This is a genomic window from Streptomyces sp. RB17 (genome assembly GCF_009604455.1).
Classification (GTDB): Bacteria; Actinomycetota; Actinomycetes; order Streptomycetales; family Streptomycetaceae; genus Streptomyces.
Genome location: NZ_WEGL01000012.1, coordinates 135,436 through 152,571, shown reverse-complemented (window position 1 = coordinate 152,571; position 17,136 = coordinate 135,436). Strand labels below are relative to the sequence as shown.

The following is a 17,136-nucleotide window of genomic DNA, read 5'->3' as shown; positions in this document are numbered from 1 at the left end:
GATCACAGGCTGCGTTCGCCGAAGAACTATGGAGGTGAAAGCAATGGAGCTGTCACTCCAGCAGGGCCGATGCGAAGGGTACGGGCTCTGCGAGGAAGCTGCGCCCACCGTCTACCGGCTGCCGGACGACTCCGACGTCGAACTGCTCTACACCACGGTGCCCGAGGAGCTCGCCACCGAGGCAGCTGCCGGCGCGCGGGCGTGTCCCGTCGCGGCGATCAAGCTGAGTCGGTGACCGCCACGAACGTGGTTGTGGTCGGCGCCTCCGCCGCGGGTACGGCCGCAGCCGAGGCGATCCGGAACGCCGGCCACGACGGACCGATCACCGTGATCGGGCAGGAGAGTGACCCGCCCTACACCCGCCCCGCCCTATCGAAGGCTTTGCTCCACGGCACGAGCACCGCGGAAGACGTGTCCTTGCCATCGCCTCGGGAGGACATTGCGCTCCACCTGGGCGTGCGCGCGCTCGGGCTGGACCGGTCGAGGCGCGAGGTCCACCTGTCGGGTGGGGAGACTGTGTGCTACGACAAGCTCGTCATTGCCACCGGAGCCCGCGCCCGAACATTCAGGCCCGACGGACGGGGCGAGACCGTGCTGCGGTCGCTGTCCGACGCCCTGGTTCTACGAGAAACGCTCCATCGGATCAACTCCGTGGTGATCGTCGGGGGAGGCTTCATAGGGCTCGAGTTGGCCTCGGCGTGCGTGGCGGCCGGACTTAGTACGACCGTTCTCGCGCGCGGAAACGGTCTCGCGTCGGGCCTGGGCCCCGAGATGTCGGCGTTCCTGACCCGCGCCGCGAGAACGCATGGCGTCGATGTGCGGTGCTGCGTCGGTGAGGTCACGCTCGAGGGAGACCCGGTGCATGCAGTCCGCACGGCGGACGGTATTACGCTCGAGGCGGACCTGGTAGTCACCGCGATCGGGTGCCGCCCGAACACCGACTGGCTCACTGACTCGGGAATCCCTGTCGACGGGGGCGTCCTCGTCGATGGCCGATGCCGGGTGGATGCCGACATCTCGGCTGCCGGTGACGTTGTCCGCATGGGTGGCGGAGCCCGCACACCGTTCTGGACCGCCGCGTTGGACCAGGCCCGAGTTGCTGGCGCCGCGCTGATCCGGGGTGATGAGGTGGCGCCCTACACGTCGTCGGAGTTCGTTTGGACCGAGGCGTTTGGGATGACCGTCAATATCCTTGGCCCCCTCCCGGTGTACGGCACGGCCGAGGCCCTGGCCGGGGAGTTGGGGCAGCGCTCTGCGCTGCTGCGGTGGCGTCGAGGTGACCTGTGCACCGTCGCCGCGATTAATCATCGGATTTCGCGTCGCAAGCTGCGGAGCCTGATCGGCCAGGACGCGTAGCAACGGGCTAACAGCAAGCGTCCAAAGAAACGCATCCACCGAAGAGCAAGACCCATTTCGTTTCTGGAGTCGAGCGTGACAATCAACGACGAGAAGACCAGACCCGTACCCGAGAGCGACGTCGATCTCTTCGCCGACGACGCCCTCGCTGATCCGTATCCCTTGCTGAGGGTTCTGCGTGATATCGGTCCGGTGGTGAAGCTGGCACGGTACGGGTTTGCCGCGCTTACTCGCTACGACGCGGTCCGCGCGGCACTCGAGGACTGGGAGACCTTCTCCTCCGCGTCCGGTGTCGCGCTCAATCCGGCGATCAATGCCGCGATGGCGGGGACCATCATCAACTCCGATCCACCACACCACACCACGTTGCGCTCAGTGCTTAGCTCGCGGCTCGCTCCACGGGCGCTGGCGGAGCTACGGCCTGCGATCGCCGAGAAGGCCGACCGATTCGTCGGTGAGCTTGTCGCTCGGGGTAGGTTCGACGCCGTCACAGACCTGGCGCGAACCTTTCCCGTGTCAATTGTCCTCGATCTGCTTGGCTTCCCCGAGGAGGGACGCGAGCAGCTCCTGCGGTGGGGTTCCTCTACCTTCGACGCGATGGGCCCCGAGAACGCCCGCAGTGCGCGGGCTCTGCCGGTTGCCGGTGAGATGTTCGCCTGGCTTGCTGAGTCGTGTACCCCCGATCGCATGCGTGCCGGCGGTTTTGCCACCGCGATCCATGATGCGGCGGCGCGCGGTGACATCCCTCGGGAGGCTGTGACCCCCTTGATGGCGGGGTACTCCATTCCCGCCTTCGATACCACGATCAGCACGCTCGCGAGCGCAGTCTGGCTCTTTGCCCGCTTTCCCGATCAATGGGAGGCGGTGCGCCGCGACCGTAGCCTGATCCAGTCCGCGATCAACGAGGTCCTGCGCGTGGAGGCGCCCATCCCGTTGTTCGCCCGCGTGCTCACGAGGCCGTATGTCCGTGATGGTTACAGGCTCGAGGAGGGCGAGCGGGTACTGCTGCTGTTTGGGTCAGCCAACCACGACGAACGGCAGTACCCAGATCCAGACCGCTTCGATGTCCGGCGCTACGCGGCTGATCACCTGAGCTTCGGCTACGGCATCCACGCGTGTGCGGGGCAGGGTCTGGCGAAGCTGGAGATTCACGCGGTCCTCGACGCCCTGGCCCGCCGCGTCAAGCACATCGAGCTTCAGGGCCCGCCTCGACGCGACGAGCTCAACAACATGACGCGGTCGCTTTCCTCATTGCCGGTCGCCGTGTCCTGATGCGCGTTCCCTGAGTAGGGCCGGGGGCCGGCGCGCGGTGCCCGTGAGGGCTCCGTCTCCAGCCCCCGACCCTACTCAGGGCCCAGCGGTTCGGTGATGTGCGCTTCCAGCGCGCGGCGTTGCTCATGGACGGCGGCCAGGTCCACAGCGATCAGCCCCGGCTGCTTTCTCGGGGTACTCCGCGACGTATTCAGGGGCAGAAACTGGCTGCCATCCGCAGCCCTGGCCTGACACCCCGTCGGCTGGCGACCGCGCGGTCACCGGACACCCACAACCACTACTCGCTCCAACTACGCTGAATGCTTACGTCGCGATGATCGATCTCATAAGTCGACGCCTCGCACGTGAATCCACCCCGAACTGACGGTGCACCTAACCCTGGAACCAAACACGACCGGCGGGAGAAAACGCTCTTTAGCCGCTCCTTCCGAAAGCGCCGGGACAACCACCGAAGATCACGCAGCGCGGCGATCAGGCCGTGGCCGGCCGTAGGCCAGGACTTCCCACGATTGCTTCGGACGACGTGGCTGAGAGCTCCGCAGCCGCGCTGAGCAGCTTGTCGCGCAACCAGGTATGGCCCGGGTCACCGGTATGCCGCGGGTTCCAGTACATCGCTTCGTTGATGTCGGGGACTGGAACCGGCGGCTCGACGAGCAACAGCCCCTCAAGAGAGTGAAGCCGAGCCGACCGTTCGAGTACCAAGCTGACCAGTTCGGTCCCCCGTATCAGCAGCGGCACCAGCAGGAAGCTCTCGAGCGTGACCTCGACTCGCCGGCTGAGCCCCTGGTTGACGAGGTGCCGGTCGGCGTGGTTGAGCTGCAGGCCCGGTCCGATCGAGTACAAGATGTGTGGTAGCGCAAGGAAGCTTGCGACGTCGATCGGCATATCCGGATCTGGCCGAACCGAGGCGTCCATGATGCACATCCAGCGGTCCTGAAACAGCACAGCGTTCGGGAGCGCGGTCTCCGCCATCAGCTCACGGGGCTCGATGGCAAGGTCGACGCGATCATCGTGCAGCAGCGTGCGGACGTCGTCCGACCGCGGCCGCACGTTGATCGTTATGTGTGGAGCCTCCGTCGACAAAGTGCGCAGCATCGGCGCGAGCAAGACGGCGGTGGCGTAGTCCGAGGCGCTGATCGAGAACGTGCGATGGGCCGTCGCTGGATCAAACGCCTCGGGATCGGTAAGCACGTCCCGCACCTGGCTCAAGATCTCGCGGATCGGTTCGGCGAGGGCTTCCGCCCTCGTTGTGGGGGTGAGCTTCCGACCGTTGCGGACCAGCAACGGGTCGTCGAAGAGCTTGCGGAGTCGGGCGAGCGATCCGCTCATCGCGGACTGGCTCAAGTTCAGCTGACGCGCGGCGCTAGTGACGTTCCGCGTGGTGAGCAACGCATTGAGGTCGACCAGCAGGTTGAGGTCGATGGCGCGAAGGTCAGGCATTGAGACTCCTATCGGCGACGCCGATGGCTCGCGCCGTCGGCAACTGGAGGACCGTATCCCGGAGCCGGCTTCGCTGTGTGGCACCCCGAAAACGACCCGGGCCCACTGGCCGATGGGGGCAGGTAGACGACAGCCGCGGCAAGGTCCGATGGGCCCTGGGCCACTGCCCTTAGACCGTGCCCCATGTGGTGAGGCGGACGAGTCGTCTGTAGTAGCAGATGGCTGGGGCGAGACCGAGAAAGGCCAGGTAGTTGCGGGGATTTCGTTCGTAGCGGGGGCTGAGACGACGGTAGCCCGACAGCCATGACATGGTCCCTTCGATCACCAACTGTGGCGGCCCAGCCGTCGCTGGACTCGATGCCTTTGCGGGCGATGTGCACTCCGATCCGCCGGTAGTGGCTCGGCAGTCGGGCTGGGAAAGGCCCTCGCGCTCGAGCACGGGCTGCCGATCGTCGCCGTGCCGACGACCTACGCCGCCTCGGAGATGACGCCCATGTGTGGACCTGACCGAGGGAGCCGCAAACGTACCGGGCGTGACCCGCCTGTGTTGCCGGTGAGCGTGCTCTACGGCCCGGAGCTCACCACCGGCCTGCCGATCGGCATGTCGGTGACAAGCGGGCTCAACGCCGTCGAATCACGGGAAGGAGCTGCTCGGCACCGGCGATGCGCGCAGCCGCACCCGCACCGCGGTCGAGCGCACCGTCCCCTTCCAACTTGCCTGCCAGAGCGTGTTCGTACTGTGACTCGGAGAAATGATCACCGCGTTCCGGCGGGCCTGGATAACCGAGTGCGCCGTAGCTCACGCCGCACCCCGGCTATTCGTCCCCAACACAACGACCAGCGAAGCCACCGCCGCATAACGGTGAAACTTCAGGTCTGTGGGCGTCAGTAGCCCCGCTCGATCCATTCGGCCAGATGTGGGGCCTCACTGCTGATCATGGTGCCGTCGCCGTGTCCGGTGTAGACACGGGTGTCCTCGGGCAGGGTAAATAGTCTCTCGCGAATGGACTCGATGATCGTCGGGAAGTCGGAGAACGATCGGCCGGTGGCGCCGGGACCGCCCGCGAACAGAGTGTCTCCGGAGAACAGCGCCTTGGCCTCGGGTAGATGCAGGCAGACAGAGCCGGGTGAATGTCCAGGCGTGTGGAACACCTCGAGCACCGTCCCCGCGACGGCGATCCGCTCGGCGTCGGCCACCCGCTGGAACGGCTCGCCGGGGTGGGTCATCTCCCACAGCTCCTGGTCGCCGGGGTGCAGGAGCACCGGCGCGTGCATGTGCTTGCCGAGCTGTGGTGCGAAGGTGACGTGATCGTTGTGCCCGTGGGTGCATACGATGGCCACCACGTTCCGGTCCCCCACCGCCTCGACGATCGGTTTGTCGTCGTGGGCCGCGTCGGTGATCACGACCTCGTTGTCGTCACCAATGAGCCAGACGTTGTTGTCCACGTCCCATGTACCGCCGTCGAGTTCGAAGACACCGCTGGCGACGACGCGCTCGATGCGTAGGCCGCTCACAGGACCACCACCGAGCGCAGTACCTCGCCGGCGTGCATGGTGTGGAAGGCCTTCTCGACCGCGTCGAGCGTGATGCGCTCGGAGACGAACTTCTCCAGCGGCAGCCTGCCCTGCTGGAACAGGTCGATGAGCATGGGGAAGTCACGCTCGGGCAAGCAGTCGCCGTACCAGGAGGATTTCACCGCGCCACCGCGGGAGAAGAAGTCAAGCAACGGCATCTCCAGGCGCATGTCGGGGGTAGGTACGCCGACCAGCACGACAGTCCCTGCGAGATCCCGCGCGTAGAAGGCCTGCTTCCAGGTCTCGGGACGCCCCACCGCGTCAATCACGACATCCGCACCGAATCCGCCGGTCAGGTCGGTGATCGCGGTGACGACATCGGCCTCGGCTGCGTTCACCGTGTGAGTGGCGCCCAGCTCGATAGCCCACGTCAGCTTCCGCTTGTCGCGGTCCACCGCGATGATCGTGGACGCCCCGGCCAGTCGCGCCCCGGCGATCGCGGCATCGCCGACGCCGCCGCAGCCGATGACGGCCACCGAGTCCCCCCGGCTTACCGCGCCGGTGTTCACCGCCGCGCCGAGTCCGGCCATGACACCGCAGCCAAGTAGGCCGGCGACCGCAGGATCCGCGGCCGCGTCGACCTTGGTGCACTGTCCGGCGTGGACCAGCGTCTTGTCTGCGAACGCGCCGATGCCCAGTGCCGGGGTGAGCTCGGTGCCATCCACCAACGTCATCTTCTGGGCGGCGTTGAACGTGTCGAAACAGTACTGCGGACGTCCTCGCTTGCAGGCACGGCACTGCCCGCACACGGCCCGCCAGTTCAGGACAACGAAGTCGCCGGGTTTCACCGACTCGACGCCCTCCCCGACGCTCTCGACGGTGCCGGCGGCCTCGTGACCGAGCAGGAACGGGAACTCGTCGGTGATGCCGCCTTCCCGGTAGGTCAGGTCGGTGTGACACACACCGCAGGCGGCCACCGCGACGACGACCTCGCCTGGTCCCGGATCTGGAATCACGATGTCGGTGAGCTCGGCCGGAGCTCCCTTCGAACGGGCGATCACACCGCGGACCTGCTGTGGCATCAGGGACGTTCCTTCATCACTCGGCGAAAAGCATGCACTTGGAGGCAACTCTCGGCGACAGTAACTCCGTCCGACGGCCCCACGACCTGGTCGTCGGGCTAGTAAGACCTAGTCGTTCCACCAGGAGCAAGCCTCCTCTAAAGTGACCGGAATGACCGACGCTCAGGCTCATGAACCGACAATCGATCTACAAGGCCTGCAAGAGGTCATCGACGGTCCGCTGCACGAGATCGCTGCCCGCCTGTCGCGGTTCTTGTCCGAGACGTGGCCGCACACCGCCCTCGTCATCTTCACCCGTGAGTGCGCCGGGCGGCCGCGCAAAGTCGCTGGGGCAACCGAGATGATCAAGAAGGTCACCATCGACGAACTCGAAACACTCAAGTCGACCGTCGAACCCGGCCAGGCCATGCGGACAACCACACCCATCAGCGGCACGCAACGCACGGTGTGGGCGGTGCGGGACCCGGCCGACACGCTCCTCGTGCTCATTCCCCGCCGATCCCAGGAGCAGTTCCCCGAGGCCCGCCTCCTTGCCGCGATCTTCGGCATCATCGCAACCTCGATCCGGCAACAGGTCGCCCAGGCCAGCCCGGACTACCTCGCCGAATCCCGCGCGGCTTCGGCCGAGCGTGCCCGCACCATCGCAGAGATGGCAGCCGCGCACGAAGCAGCGCTCGTCGCCATCCTGACCACGCTCCGCTCAAGCCTCGACGACCACCGCGCCCGGCTCACCGCAGCTGACACCGCTTCGGCCGCACTGGTCGCGCTGCGCTCGGCACCGATGTCCGACCAGGCACTGTCCGAAGAGGCCGCACTGGCCGCGTTCGCCAAGATCCGCAAGGAAATACGGCACACGCTTCGCCATCACGGGGCACGGACCGAGTTCGTGGCGCCGTCCGCATCCGGCCGGCCGCTGCCGGGCGAGGTCGCGTACGCAGCACGAGCAATGACCCGAGCCGCCGCGCTGGCCTTCACCGCACAACCCGGACTGACCCGCCTGCGGATCGCCTGGACCTGCGACGGTGCATCCCTACGCATCGATATCCGCGACCAGCATTCCGGCGACCTCGACACAGCATCCCTGCACCGCCAGCTCCAGGGCCGGGCACGCACCCTCGGCGCCACCATCGACATCGAAGCGGTATCTGACTGGGGCAGCCGCGCGACGATCACGCTCCCCCTCGACGCCCCGCCCGACCGATCCGACGAGACACGGCTGGCCCGGCTCAACCGCCGGGAACAGGAGGTAATGCGCCTAGTCACCCAGGGCAAACGCAACAAAACGATCGCCCAAATCCTCGGCATCACCGAAAGCACCGTCAAATTCCACGTCTCCGGAGCGCTCCGCAAACTCGAAGTCACCTCACGCGGCGAAGCCGCCGCACTCGCACTGAGCAGATGAGTGCTCTGCTGGGGTCGGGCAGCCACCAGCTGCCTGATCGTCAGGCATCGGGCCTCCTCGGGGTCTCGGTAGCAATCGCCGAATTTCCAACGGATATGCGGGTCAGCGGCCTGGTGGCAGGGCCGATGCGTTCTCGGTGGGCGAGATGAGTCGGCGTGCCTCGCCTGGTGTCTGACGGGCTACTTGCCCGGCTGGGAGCAAGAGACGCGACATCAGATGATCAAGGTTGCTGAGACCGAAGATCGACCTGAAGTCGCGTCCGCGTGCCGTCCTCCCTGATCAACGTCCTCGCGCGCCACTGCGAAGACGCCGATGCATCCTGGCCGCCCGTCGTAGCGGCAGAGCGGATCTCCCTTCTCGCCAGTAGGACGAGAAAGGAGATCCGGTTGTGCCACCGGCGGGTCGGACGGGGCGGCCCGGCGGGACCGTGGGGGTGGGGTCAGGGGGCGAGGATGATCGTCTTGCCGGGCAGCCGCCCGGCGGCGGCGTCCTGATGGACGGCGGGGAGCTCGGTCACCGGCCGGCGGTCGGCCACGTGGATGCGGAGCTTGCCGGCGTCCACCTTGGCGGCCAGCTCGGTCAGCTGGGCGCCGTCGGGGCGGACCCACAGGTTCGCGTTGCGCACCCCGCGGGCGGGGTCCTCGGGAATCGCGCCACCGCTGCTGGCGGCGGTACCGCCGTCGGCGACGTAGTGCGTCAGTCGCGCGAGGTCTTCCGGGGAGTGGCGCACGTGGTTCACCACGACCTGGAACGGACCGCCCACGGCGGCCGGTCCCGCGACGAGGTCGAGGGGGCCGACGACCCGCTGTGCGCCGTAGCCGCGGAGGCGGTCGGCGTGCTGCTCGCCGTCCACCGCGGTCACGTGCGCTCCCGCGTCGACGGCGAGCTGCACGACGATGCTGCCCACCGCGCCTCCGGCCCCGTTGACCAGGACGGTCTGACCGGGCTTCAGCTCGGCCAGTTCGAACACCGTCTGCCAGGCCGCGAGGCCGGTCAGCGGCAGCGCGGCGCCGTCGGCCAGGTCGAGGGTCTTCGGCGCCGGCGCGATGGAATCGGCCGGGACGACGGCGTACTCGGCGGCGCCGCCGGCGGTGTCCAGGGGCAGCATGGCCACGACCGGATCGCCGACCGCCGGGCCCGTCACGCCCGCGCCGAGTTCGGTGATGGTGCCCGCGAGGTCGATCCCGGTCACGTAGGGGAGAGGGGTCGGCATCAGCTCGGCCAGGTGGCCGGCGCGGATGTGGTCGTCGACCGGGTTGAACGAGGTGGCCGCCACCCGGACCAGCACCTGCCCGGGGCCGGGGACCGGCCGGTCCACGTCCTCGTAACGCAGGACCTCGGTGCCGCCGAACTCGTGGAAACGCATGGCCTTCATGAGAGTTTTCTCCAGGGTGTGTTGATGCCGTCGCCACGGGATGTGGCGATCGACGGATGGGTGGAGCACGTCGACGAGCTGTCGAGGGGCTCAGGTCAGCTGTAGCGAGCGAGTCGAGTTGCCCATCACCATGCGGTCGATGGCGCTCACCGCGCTGCCGGGGTCGTCGGCGGCGCCGACGGTGGCCAGCAGTGGGACGAAGTGGTCGGCCGTGGGATGGGCGACGGCGGCGCCGGGCGCCTTGCGGCGGTAGTCGATGAGGGCGTCGACGTCGCCCCGGGCGAGGGCGTCGACGGCCCACGCGTCGAAGGCGGTGGTGGCGGCGGCGAGTTCCGGTCGGTGGAAGGCGGCGAAGCTGTGGGTCATGAAGCCCGAGCCGAGAACGAGGACGCCTTCCTCGCGCAGGGGCCGCAGCTGTGCCCCGAGGGCGAGCAGGGCGCCGGGGTCGAGGCTGGGCATGGACAGCTGCACCACGGGGACGTCGGCCGCGGGGTACATGGCCATGAGCGGGATGAAGGCGCCGTGGTCCAGGCCGCGGCGTGCGAACTCGTGCACCGGGGTGGGGCCCAGCAGGCCCGTGAGGCGCCGGGCCAGGTCGGTGGCGTCCGGGGTCGCGTAGGGGAGGGTCTTGTAGCGGGGGTGGAAGCCGCTGAAGTCGTAGTACAGCGGGGTGCCGGCTGCGGCCCCGGAGATCGCGACCGGTGCCTGTTCCCAGTGGGCCGAGACGACGACGATGGCCCGCGGTTTGGGCAACGATCTGCCCCAGTCGAAGAGGGCGTCGAGCCACCGCGGATCGTCGAGGGTGAACGGGGCCCCGTGGCTGACGAAGAGGCTGGGCAGGGGTCCGTCCGAGGGCTCCCACATCCGCTGCTCGCGCGCCTGCGGCAGGACCCGGGCGAGCAGGTCGTCGTATGCCGCGGCGGGTCCGCGTGATGCGAAGGGTGAGGTCAGACTGGTCGCTGGGGGCACAGATATCAGCTCCTTGACTTGCCTGGACAAGTAAGTTTCCTTGCCGAGGCAAGTGACAAGGTATCCCGCAATGACTTGCTTGGGCAAGTGAGAAGTTACCTGAGATTAGTTGCCTAGGCGAGTCATGTCACTTGACTGGACAAGTGATCCCGGAGTTGTCGAGGCAAGTGACGTGAGTTGCCAGGGCAAGTACGATGGGGCTCATGGACATGCAGTCACCCTGGCTCGACGACGAACAGCAGGACCTGTGGCAGGCGCTGCTGACAGTCGTCATCGCCCTCCCCGCGACCCTCGACCGCCAGCTCCAGCGAGACGCGGGTATCTCCAACTTCGAGTACGGGGTGCTGGCCCGGCTGTCCATGGCGGATGAGGCCACGATGCGGCTCAGCGAGCTGGCCCGGGTCTGCGACAGCACTCAGCCGCGCCTGTCGAAGGTCATGGATCGCTTCGAGACCCGCGACTGGGTTACCCGCCGCCCCGACCCCGGCGACGGCCGGTACACCCTCGCCACCCTGACCGACGCCGGCCGGCAGAAACTCGTCGAGAGCGCGCCGGAACACGTCGCCCAGGTCAAACGGCTCGTGTTCGACCCGCTCACCGCCGCCCAGCGACGCCACCTCACCACCGCGCTCACCCGCGTCGCCGCCACGCTGCGCCAGGAACTCGACAGGGGGTGAGCGGCGCCTCGGACGGAATCCTCCCACCGGGTTCGAATCTTCACTGATCCGCTGAGGAAGGGCTGATGCGTTCGAGGCGGGCAAGACGAGTCGGCGTGCCCCGCCTGGTGTCTGACGGGCTACTTGCCCGGCTGGGAGCAAGAGACGCGACATCAGATGATCAAGGTTGCTGAGACCGAAGATCGACCTGAAGTCGCGTCCGCGTGCCGTCCTCCCTGATCAACGTCCTCGCGCGCCACTGCGAAGACGCCGATGCATCCTGGCCGCCCGTCGTACCTGCCGACCTGGCCTCGCTGGCCCAGGTCCTGGCCGCGGTTCCCGACCCGCGCAGAGTGCGAGGTCGCCGCTACCGGCTCGGGGCGCTGCTGGGCCTGTGCCTGGTGGCGGTACTGGGCGGAGCGCGCTCGCTCGCGCGGATCGCCCGGTACGCCGCCGAGGCCGGCCCCGAGGTCCGCGCCGAGCTGGGCCTGTCCCGCGCGGCCCCCAACGCCTCCACGCTGGGACGGCTGCTGGCCCGCATGGACGGCGACGCGCTCGATGATGCCGTCGGTACCTGGATCACCCACCACGCCACCGACCCCGTCGTGGACGAGAACGCACTGGTCGGACTGGCCGTGGACGGCAAGGCGGTGCCCGGTTCACGCACCTCGGATACCGCCGCGGTCCACCTTCTGTCCGCCGCCCTGCACGGCAGCCAGACAGTCATCGCCCAGCGCCAGGTGGCCGCCAAGAGCAATGAGATCCCGGCCCTGGCTCCGCTGCTGGCCCGCTTCGACCTGCGCGGCGTGGTCGTCACCGCCGACGCGATGCACACCCAGCGCACGACCGCGAAGAAGATCGTCGCGGCCGGTGGGCACTACTTTCTGGTCGTCAAGGGCAACCAAAAGAACCTGCACAAGCAACTGCGCCGCCTGCCCTGGCGGCAGATCCCGCTGCTGGTTCGCACCCGCACCACCAACCACGGCCGGCGCGAGGTGAGGAACCTGAAGGTGTGCACCGTCCAGGCCGGCCTACTCTTCCCGCATGCCGTCCATGCCGTCGAGATCAAGCGGCGCCGCGTCAGCAGGAAGACCGGCAAGATCCAGACGAAGACCGTCTACGCCGTCACCAGCCTCACCCCCGACCAGGCTTCCCCTGCCCGCATGGCCCAACTGGTCCAAGGGCACTGGTCGGTAGAGGCACTGCACCACATCGGAGACGTGACCTTCACCGAGGACGCCTCCCGCGTGCGCACCGGCAACGCACCCCGCGTCATGGCCACCCTGCGCAACCTCGCCATCGGCCTGATGCGCCAGGCCGGCTGGGCCAACATCGCCGCCACAGCCGAGCACTACGGGTCACGCCCCGACCACGCCACCGCGCTCCTCAAGATCACCCACTGAGAACGCATCAGCCCTGTGGAGGGAAGGGGTCGAGTTCGTCACACTCGACCTCGACCACCCGGAGAAAATACCCGTGTCACCACGCACCATCGTCGACGACAATATCGGCTTCCGGCGAGGGGCATGAGCGTTACCCATATAGCCGCGAGGCGGCGGGTGCAGACGGAGCGAAGAGGGCGCAGGGGTGACACACCTGCACGTGCTTCCGGGCGCGCACTCGGTGGCGGGGGCCCTCACCCGATCGGTCCGAGGGTTTGTGGATACTGCGGAGTCAGTCGTTCACGAAGTGCCGATGGTCGAGGCCGCCGGGGTGCACGAATATCGCCAGCTGACCCTCGATCCAGGGTTCGAACATCGCCAACTGATCCGCGATCCAGGGTTCGAACACCAGCAGTTGGTCGGCTACCCAGGGGTCGAAGCGGTCGCTCGCGCCCCGGTGCGTGCCGGTATGCGCGTGGTCGCCACGGTCCTGGTGTACGCCGTGGAGGCCGATGGTCTTCGTGTCCTCGATCACGACGACCCGGGTGGGGGCGGGGGCGGGCCTGTGGTCCCGGGGAGTGGCAGCAGTCGCGGAGCCGCCAGTGGCGAGGAGAACGCCTCCGGCGAGTGCCGCGGAAACGCTCACGGTCGCGATACGCCGCATGAACTTCTTCATGGTCTTTCCCTCCTTGTACTGTCCGCCGCTCCGTGGTGGCCGACGGCGGACGTCCCGTTGTCTTGGCCCTGTTCAAGCTACGCACCCACATGTAGTTGAACAATAAACTAGTGCGGTGAAACAGATCACCCGAATGGCCTGGAATAGGCGGGCAACGTCGCAGGAAAGCTCAAGCCCCTCTGGCTTTCACTTGTGGTCGTTGACGTATTCGAAAAATTGGTACCGGCGCATCTCTGCGGCGTGCGCCATTCCATAGGGGCTGTGAGGCACGCCATGCCGCCGAAACGGACAAAACGTGCCAGCATCTAATTCATGCAAGTTTCAACCACCCGGCCGCTGCGTACGTTCTCGACCGCAACGGGGGCGGTGGGTGCTCGTCTTGCCGTCCGTGTCGGCCTCGGGCGAGCCGGCCACGTGGTGCACGGCGTGAAGAGTCTGATGGCGGCGCTGCTCGCCTGGGCTGTCGTGGCTCCGTGGGCCCCCGGAGGCCGCCCGTATCTGGCAGTCGCCACAGCGTTGATCATGGCCAATGCCACCACGGTGTACCGATCCGTGACAAAGGCAGTACAAAGCGTGGTCGCCCGGTTGGCTGGACTGATCCTCGCCCTCGTGGCCGCCTGGCTGATGGGATCGACCGCGGGCAGTGTTGCGGCCATTGCCGTGATCGCGGTGGTGGTTGGACCTCGCCGCGCTGTTGACGATCGTCTTCAGATCGCCTCGACTGCAGTCGTCGCCTTGGCCGCCACGACCGCGGCACCGGTGGGCAGTCTTGTATCCCCTGCGGTCCAGACGCTGACGGGTGCGGTGGTGGGCATCGTCGTGAACGCCCTCGTGCTTCCCCCGCTCTATCTTGATGAATCCGACTCTGCGGTGCGCGGCCTCGCCCGTGCCATGGGGACGCTGCTGCGCGAGATGGGCGCCGGACTGGCCGAGCAGCAGCTGGCCGCGAGGGCGCACACATGGCTGCACCAGGCGCGCGATCTGGAGAAACATCTGATGGACGCGGAGGAGCAGGTACGGCAGGCGGACGAGAGCCTGCGCTGGAACACCCGATGCATTGCGCATGCGCGACGCAAGGACGTGACCTACGGCCAGGCGTTCAGAGCTCTGCGCGGAGTGTTTCTCCAGGTGCGCGGAATCGCGCGGACGCTGGCCGACAACGCGCACGACGACCATGTCGATCACCATCTGGGCCAGCAGTTCCTGGACCGGTACGCCGAGACCCTGGAGTTGGCTGGAGTGGCCGTCGAAGGGTTTGTCGAACCGCGCCCGGCGACCGGCACCCCGGACACGGCTGCCCGGGAACGACTGCGCGGAGCGATCGACGGCGCCCTGACATGGCATGAGACCATGACCGACCTCATCGGTCGAGGCACCCTCACCAAGCCGGGTGCGTGGTACGTCTACGGCTCGTTGATGACGGACGTGGAAAGGCTACTGCTCGATCTGGACCACGCGGACACACACTGAGTTCCGCGGTGCTCACGCCTCCCTGGTCGTTGATCGCGCCGGGCGTGGTCCTGTCGAGGGACGCGGTCAGCGGAGCGTGAAGTCAGGCAGCGGACCGAGCCGACCCCCTCCCCAGTTCCACGGCCGGCCAGGCCCGCCAGTCGAGCTGCATCCGCGAGGGCCGCCCCGTGGGCACGGATTGGGAACGACCCCGCTTCATGAGTGGGAGCGAATCCTTGCCGGGGGTGCCGGACACCGCGGGCCTGGACTCAGCGACGGTCGGCGGATTCGAAGGAAAACAACACCGCCTGTGGCTACGCCCTCCCCGACCGGGTTCGGACGCGGGCGCGGCGCTGACTTGTTCCGCCGTCTGCGGTGGGGGCGCACGGCCGGCCGGGCCGTCGCTGCCGACCCGCCCGCACGGGCGTCAGGCCGTGTGCTGATAGGCCGGATAGGTGAGGTAGCCGGTGTCGCCGCCCTGGTAGTACGTGGTCTCGTCGACGGGGGCGATCGGCAGCCCGGTGCGGAGGCGTTCGACGAGATCGGGGTTGGCCAGGAAGCCGCGGCCGAAGCTGACCAGGTCGGCGCCGAGGCCCAGCCAGTGGTCGGCTTCCGCGCGGCCGGTCTGCTTGGGGCCCATCGGGAGGACCGGATTGACGATCAAGGCGCCGGGCCAGGCGCGGCGCAGGCCGATGAGTACGTCCTCGTCCGTGGTCACCTCCAGGTGGACATAGGCGAGTTGGAGCCGGGCCAGTTCGGTCAGCAGCGCGGTGTTGAGGGCAAGTGCGTCGGTCTCCTCGACGTCCCAGAAGCCGCCGCCCGGGGAGAGGCGGATGCCCGTCCTGGCCGCGCCGATCGCGTCCACGGTTGCGGCCACGGCCTCTACGGCGAACCGGATCCGGCCCGCGATCGTGCCGCCGTAGCGGTCCGTGCGCCGGTTGGCGTTGGAGGAGAGGAACTGGGAGATCAAGTAGCCGTTGGCGCCGTGGAGTTCGACTCCGTCGAAGCCCGCGTCGATCGCGCGGCGGGCCGCCTCGGCGTACGCGTGGGCGTGCTCCGGCACCTCGGCGGTGTCCAGTGCGCGGGGCGTGGGCGCGGGCTGCGGGCCGGTGGGGGTGAAGACGTCGCCCACGGCGGCGATCGCCGAGGGGCCGACGGGCTGGTGGCCGGTCGTGTCGGGGTGCGAGACCCGGCCGCCGTGCATGAGCTGGGCGAAGATCCGTCCGCCGTTGATGTGTACGGCGTCGGTCACGGCACGCCATGAGGCGACCTGCTCCTCGGTGTGCAGTCCGGGCGTGCCCGGGTTGGACTGCCCGATGAGGCTGGGCTGCACACCCTCGGACACGATCAGTCCGGCCGTCGCGCGTTGCGCGTAGTACGTCGCCATGGACGGCGTGGCGAGGCCGCCGGCCGCGGCCCTGACGCGGGTCATCGGGGCCATCACCATCCGGTTGGGCAGGGTCAGGTCGCCGAGTCGGTAGCTGCTGAACAAGGTCGTCACGTCGGGCTCCTCCGTCCGTACATCGCGTGCCCGGATGCCGGGCACAGCGCTACGCTAAAACCTGACATTGATGTCAGAGGCAAACGGTGTGGCGTGGTTCACCTTGGGAGGCGGTCGTGCGGATCGGCGAGCTCGCGGCGCGTACGGACGTCAGCGTCCGGTCGCTGCGCTACTACGAGGAGCAGGGACTGCTGATCAGCAGCCGTAGCGCAAGTGGACAGCGGCATTACACGGAGGCCGAGGTGGAGCGGGTGCGATTCATCCAGCGCCTGTACGCGGCGGGCCTGTCCAGCCGTACGATCGCCGAGCTGCTGCCCTGCGTCGACGCGCCCAGCGAGGGCAACTCCGACGCCGCTCTCGAGCGGATGGCGCAGGAGCGCAACCGGCTCTCCGAGCACATCGACGAACTCGTGCGGACCCGGGCCGCATTGGACGTCCTGATGGCCACGGCACGGGCCCATCGGGAGAGCGAGGCACTCGCATAAGGTGTCCGGTCTGGGTCAGGTGAGGGGGCGAGCGCCCCACGCGTTCTGGAGAGCCGACTGCACGTCTGCCCCAAGGACGAGGTGTGTCGTCCCGCTGGGCAGGGTGGGCAGCTCAGCCCAGTGAGTCACGGTTTCAGCGCTGGTGAGGCCGTAAGGCAAACGGACAACCCCGTCGGAATCGACGAAGCAGTCCCTGTGCTCCGCCCCGTCCTCACTCCAGTGCAGAGTCGTGAAGACCATCGGCCTCACCAGCCAGAATTCCTCACCCGACGCCGTATCGGACCCGGACTCACCGGCGCTGTCAGCTGGATACCGGCCCGTGATCGCCGCTGCCACCGGTGTACCGTCCCGAGGCAGCCTGTCGCGTGCGTCAACCCACGTCACCACGGTGTTCGGATTCGTCATCTCCACCCTCACTCGGGCACTCGGCGCTTCGTCTTCTGCCCATATGCCGGCGGCCGGCAAGGGCACTGCCCCGACCCCGGCGTCTGGCAAGACCGCGCGGCGCTCGCGAGGGTTGCTCGAGCCGGAGCGAGCACGGTCCAACGGGGCCTGGACGGATCGCTACATCACCTG

Annotated in this window: 17 protein-coding genes and 1 pseudogene; 9 read left to right on the top strand and 9 right to left on the bottom strand. The window is 67.9% G+C overall.

The window, feature by feature from the left end; translation table 11 throughout:
- Positions 1–43 precede the first annotated feature (43 nt).
- The 3 genes from SRB17_RS40020 (at position 44) to SRB17_RS48290 (ending at position 2,628) form a co-directional block, all read left to right on the top strand.
- Positions 44–235: a ferredoxin gene (locus tag SRB17_RS40020; protein ID WP_153546330.1), complete on the top strand. Its 192-nt coding sequence runs from the start codon at positions 44–46 to the stop codon at positions 233–235.
- Positions 232–1,356, top strand: a complete 1,125-nt coding sequence (locus tag SRB17_RS40015; protein ID WP_153546328.1) for an NAD(P)/FAD-dependent oxidoreductase — start codon at positions 232–234, stop codon at positions 1,354–1,356. Before SRB17_RS40020 ends, SRB17_RS40015 begins: the two co-directional genes overlap by 4 nt.
- A gap of 75 nt (positions 1,357–1,431) precedes the next feature.
- Positions 1,432–2,628, top strand: a complete 1,197-nt coding sequence (locus SRB17_RS48290) for a cytochrome P450 (protein ID WP_323377361.1) — start codon at positions 1,432–1,434, stop codon at positions 2,626–2,628.
- A gap of 471 nt (positions 2,629–3,099) precedes the next feature.
- On the opposite strand, the gene SRB17_RS40005 is transcribed toward SRB17_RS48290, so the two are convergent.
- A complete protein-coding gene (locus SRB17_RS40005; protein ID WP_153546324.1) occupies positions 3,100–4,068 on the bottom strand; it encodes a LysR family transcriptional regulator in 969 nt (322 codons plus the stop codon).
- A gap of 169 nt (positions 4,069–4,237) precedes the next feature.
- Positions 4,238–4,466, bottom strand: a pseudogene (locus tag SRB17_RS47045) (IS5/IS1182 family transposase); the annotation flags it as partial.
- A 14-nt stretch (positions 4,467–4,480) separates the two neighbouring features.
- Here SRB17_RS47045 and SRB17_RS39995 point away from each other — a divergent pair.
- The gene (locus SRB17_RS39995; protein ID WP_228396561.1) at positions 4,481–4,960 is read left to right on the top strand and encodes an iron-containing alcohol dehydrogenase; all 480 of its coding nucleotides are present in this window, start codon (positions 4,481–4,483) and stop codon (positions 4,958–4,960) included.
- On the opposite strand, the gene SRB17_RS39990 is transcribed toward SRB17_RS39995, so the two are convergent.
- Both SRB17_RS39990 and SRB17_RS39985 read right to left on the bottom strand, forming a co-directional pair.
- Complete coding sequence (locus SRB17_RS39990; protein ID WP_323377359.1) at positions 4,954–5,583, bottom strand: MBL fold metallo-hydrolase; 630 nt, start codon at positions 5,581–5,583, stop codon at positions 4,954–4,956. The two genes, SRB17_RS39995 and SRB17_RS39990, sit on opposite strands and share 7 nt — an antisense overlap.
- On the bottom strand, positions 5,580–6,665 hold the full coding sequence (locus tag SRB17_RS39985; RefSeq protein WP_153546320.1) for an S-(hydroxymethyl)mycothiol dehydrogenase: 1,086 nt from the start codon (positions 6,663–6,665) through the stop codon (positions 5,580–5,582). Before SRB17_RS39985 ends, SRB17_RS39990 begins: the two co-directional genes overlap by 4 nt.
- A gap of 151 nt (positions 6,666–6,816) precedes the next feature.
- Between SRB17_RS39985 and SRB17_RS39980 the strand changes: the two genes are divergently transcribed.
- Positions 6,817–8,067, top strand: a complete 1,251-nt coding sequence (locus SRB17_RS39980; protein ID WP_153546318.1) for a helix-turn-helix transcriptional regulator — start codon at positions 6,817–6,819, stop codon at positions 8,065–8,067.
- Between the two features lie 439 nt (positions 8,068–8,506).
- On the opposite strand, the gene SRB17_RS39975 is transcribed toward SRB17_RS39980, so the two are convergent.
- Entirely contained in the window at positions 8,507–9,442 is a 936-nt protein-coding gene (locus SRB17_RS39975; RefSeq protein ID WP_153546316.1) for an NADP-dependent oxidoreductase, read from the bottom strand.
- 90 nt (positions 9,443–9,532) lie between these two features.
- Positions 9,533–10,282, bottom strand: a complete 750-nt coding sequence (locus SRB17_RS39970; protein ID WP_416237129.1) for a DODA-type extradiol aromatic ring-opening family dioxygenase — start codon at positions 10,280–10,282, stop codon at positions 9,533–9,535.
- A 332-nt stretch (positions 10,283–10,614) separates the two neighbouring features.
- Here SRB17_RS39970 and SRB17_RS39965 point away from each other — a divergent pair, with 332 nt between their 5' ends.
- Together SRB17_RS39965 and SRB17_RS39960 are read left to right on the top strand one after the other, a co-directional pair.
- On the top strand, positions 10,615–11,088 hold the full coding sequence (locus tag SRB17_RS39965) for a MarR family winged helix-turn-helix transcriptional regulator (RefSeq protein WP_153546314.1): 474 nt from the start codon (positions 10,615–10,617) through the stop codon (positions 11,086–11,088).
- A gap of 203 nt (positions 11,089–11,291) precedes the next feature.
- Positions 11,292–12,470 (top strand): ISAs1 family transposase, encoded by a 1,179-nt coding sequence (locus SRB17_RS39960; RefSeq protein WP_323377357.1) that lies wholly within the window; start codon positions 11,292–11,294, stop codon positions 12,468–12,470.
- A 271-nt stretch (positions 12,471–12,741) separates the two neighbouring features.
- Here SRB17_RS39960 and SRB17_RS39955 read toward each other — a convergent pair whose 3' ends face one another.
- Positions 12,742–13,125 (bottom strand): hypothetical protein, encoded by a 384-nt coding sequence (locus SRB17_RS39955; RefSeq protein ID WP_153546312.1) that lies wholly within the window; start codon positions 13,123–13,125, stop codon positions 12,742–12,744.
- Between the two features lie 312 nt (positions 13,126–13,437).
- Between SRB17_RS39955 and SRB17_RS39950 the strand changes: the two genes are divergently transcribed.
- Entirely contained in the window at positions 13,438–14,595 is a 1,158-nt protein-coding gene (locus SRB17_RS39950) for an aromatic acid exporter family protein (RefSeq protein WP_153546310.1), read from the top strand.
- Positions 14,596–15,001: 406 nt separating this feature from the next.
- Here the strand turns inward: SRB17_RS39950 and SRB17_RS39945 are convergent, their stop codons facing one another.
- Positions 15,002–16,075 (bottom strand): alkene reductase, encoded by a 1,074-nt coding sequence (locus SRB17_RS39945; protein WP_323377355.1) that lies wholly within the window; start codon positions 16,073–16,075, stop codon positions 15,002–15,004.
- Positions 16,076–16,191: 116 nt separating this feature from the next.
- Between SRB17_RS39945 and SRB17_RS39940 the strand changes: the two genes are divergently transcribed.
- Positions 16,192–16,560, top strand: coding sequence for a MerR family transcriptional regulator (locus SRB17_RS39940; protein ID WP_323377353.1), 369 nt, complete (start codon positions 16,192–16,194; stop codon positions 16,558–16,560).
- Positions 16,561–16,575: 15 nt separating this feature from the next.
- Here SRB17_RS39940 and SRB17_RS47040 read toward each other — a convergent pair whose 3' ends face one another.
- Entirely contained in the window at positions 16,576–16,965 is a 390-nt protein-coding gene (locus SRB17_RS47040; protein ID WP_228396541.1) for an AQJ64_40280 family protein, read from the bottom strand.
- Between the last annotated feature and the right edge of the window lie 171 nt (positions 16,966–17,136).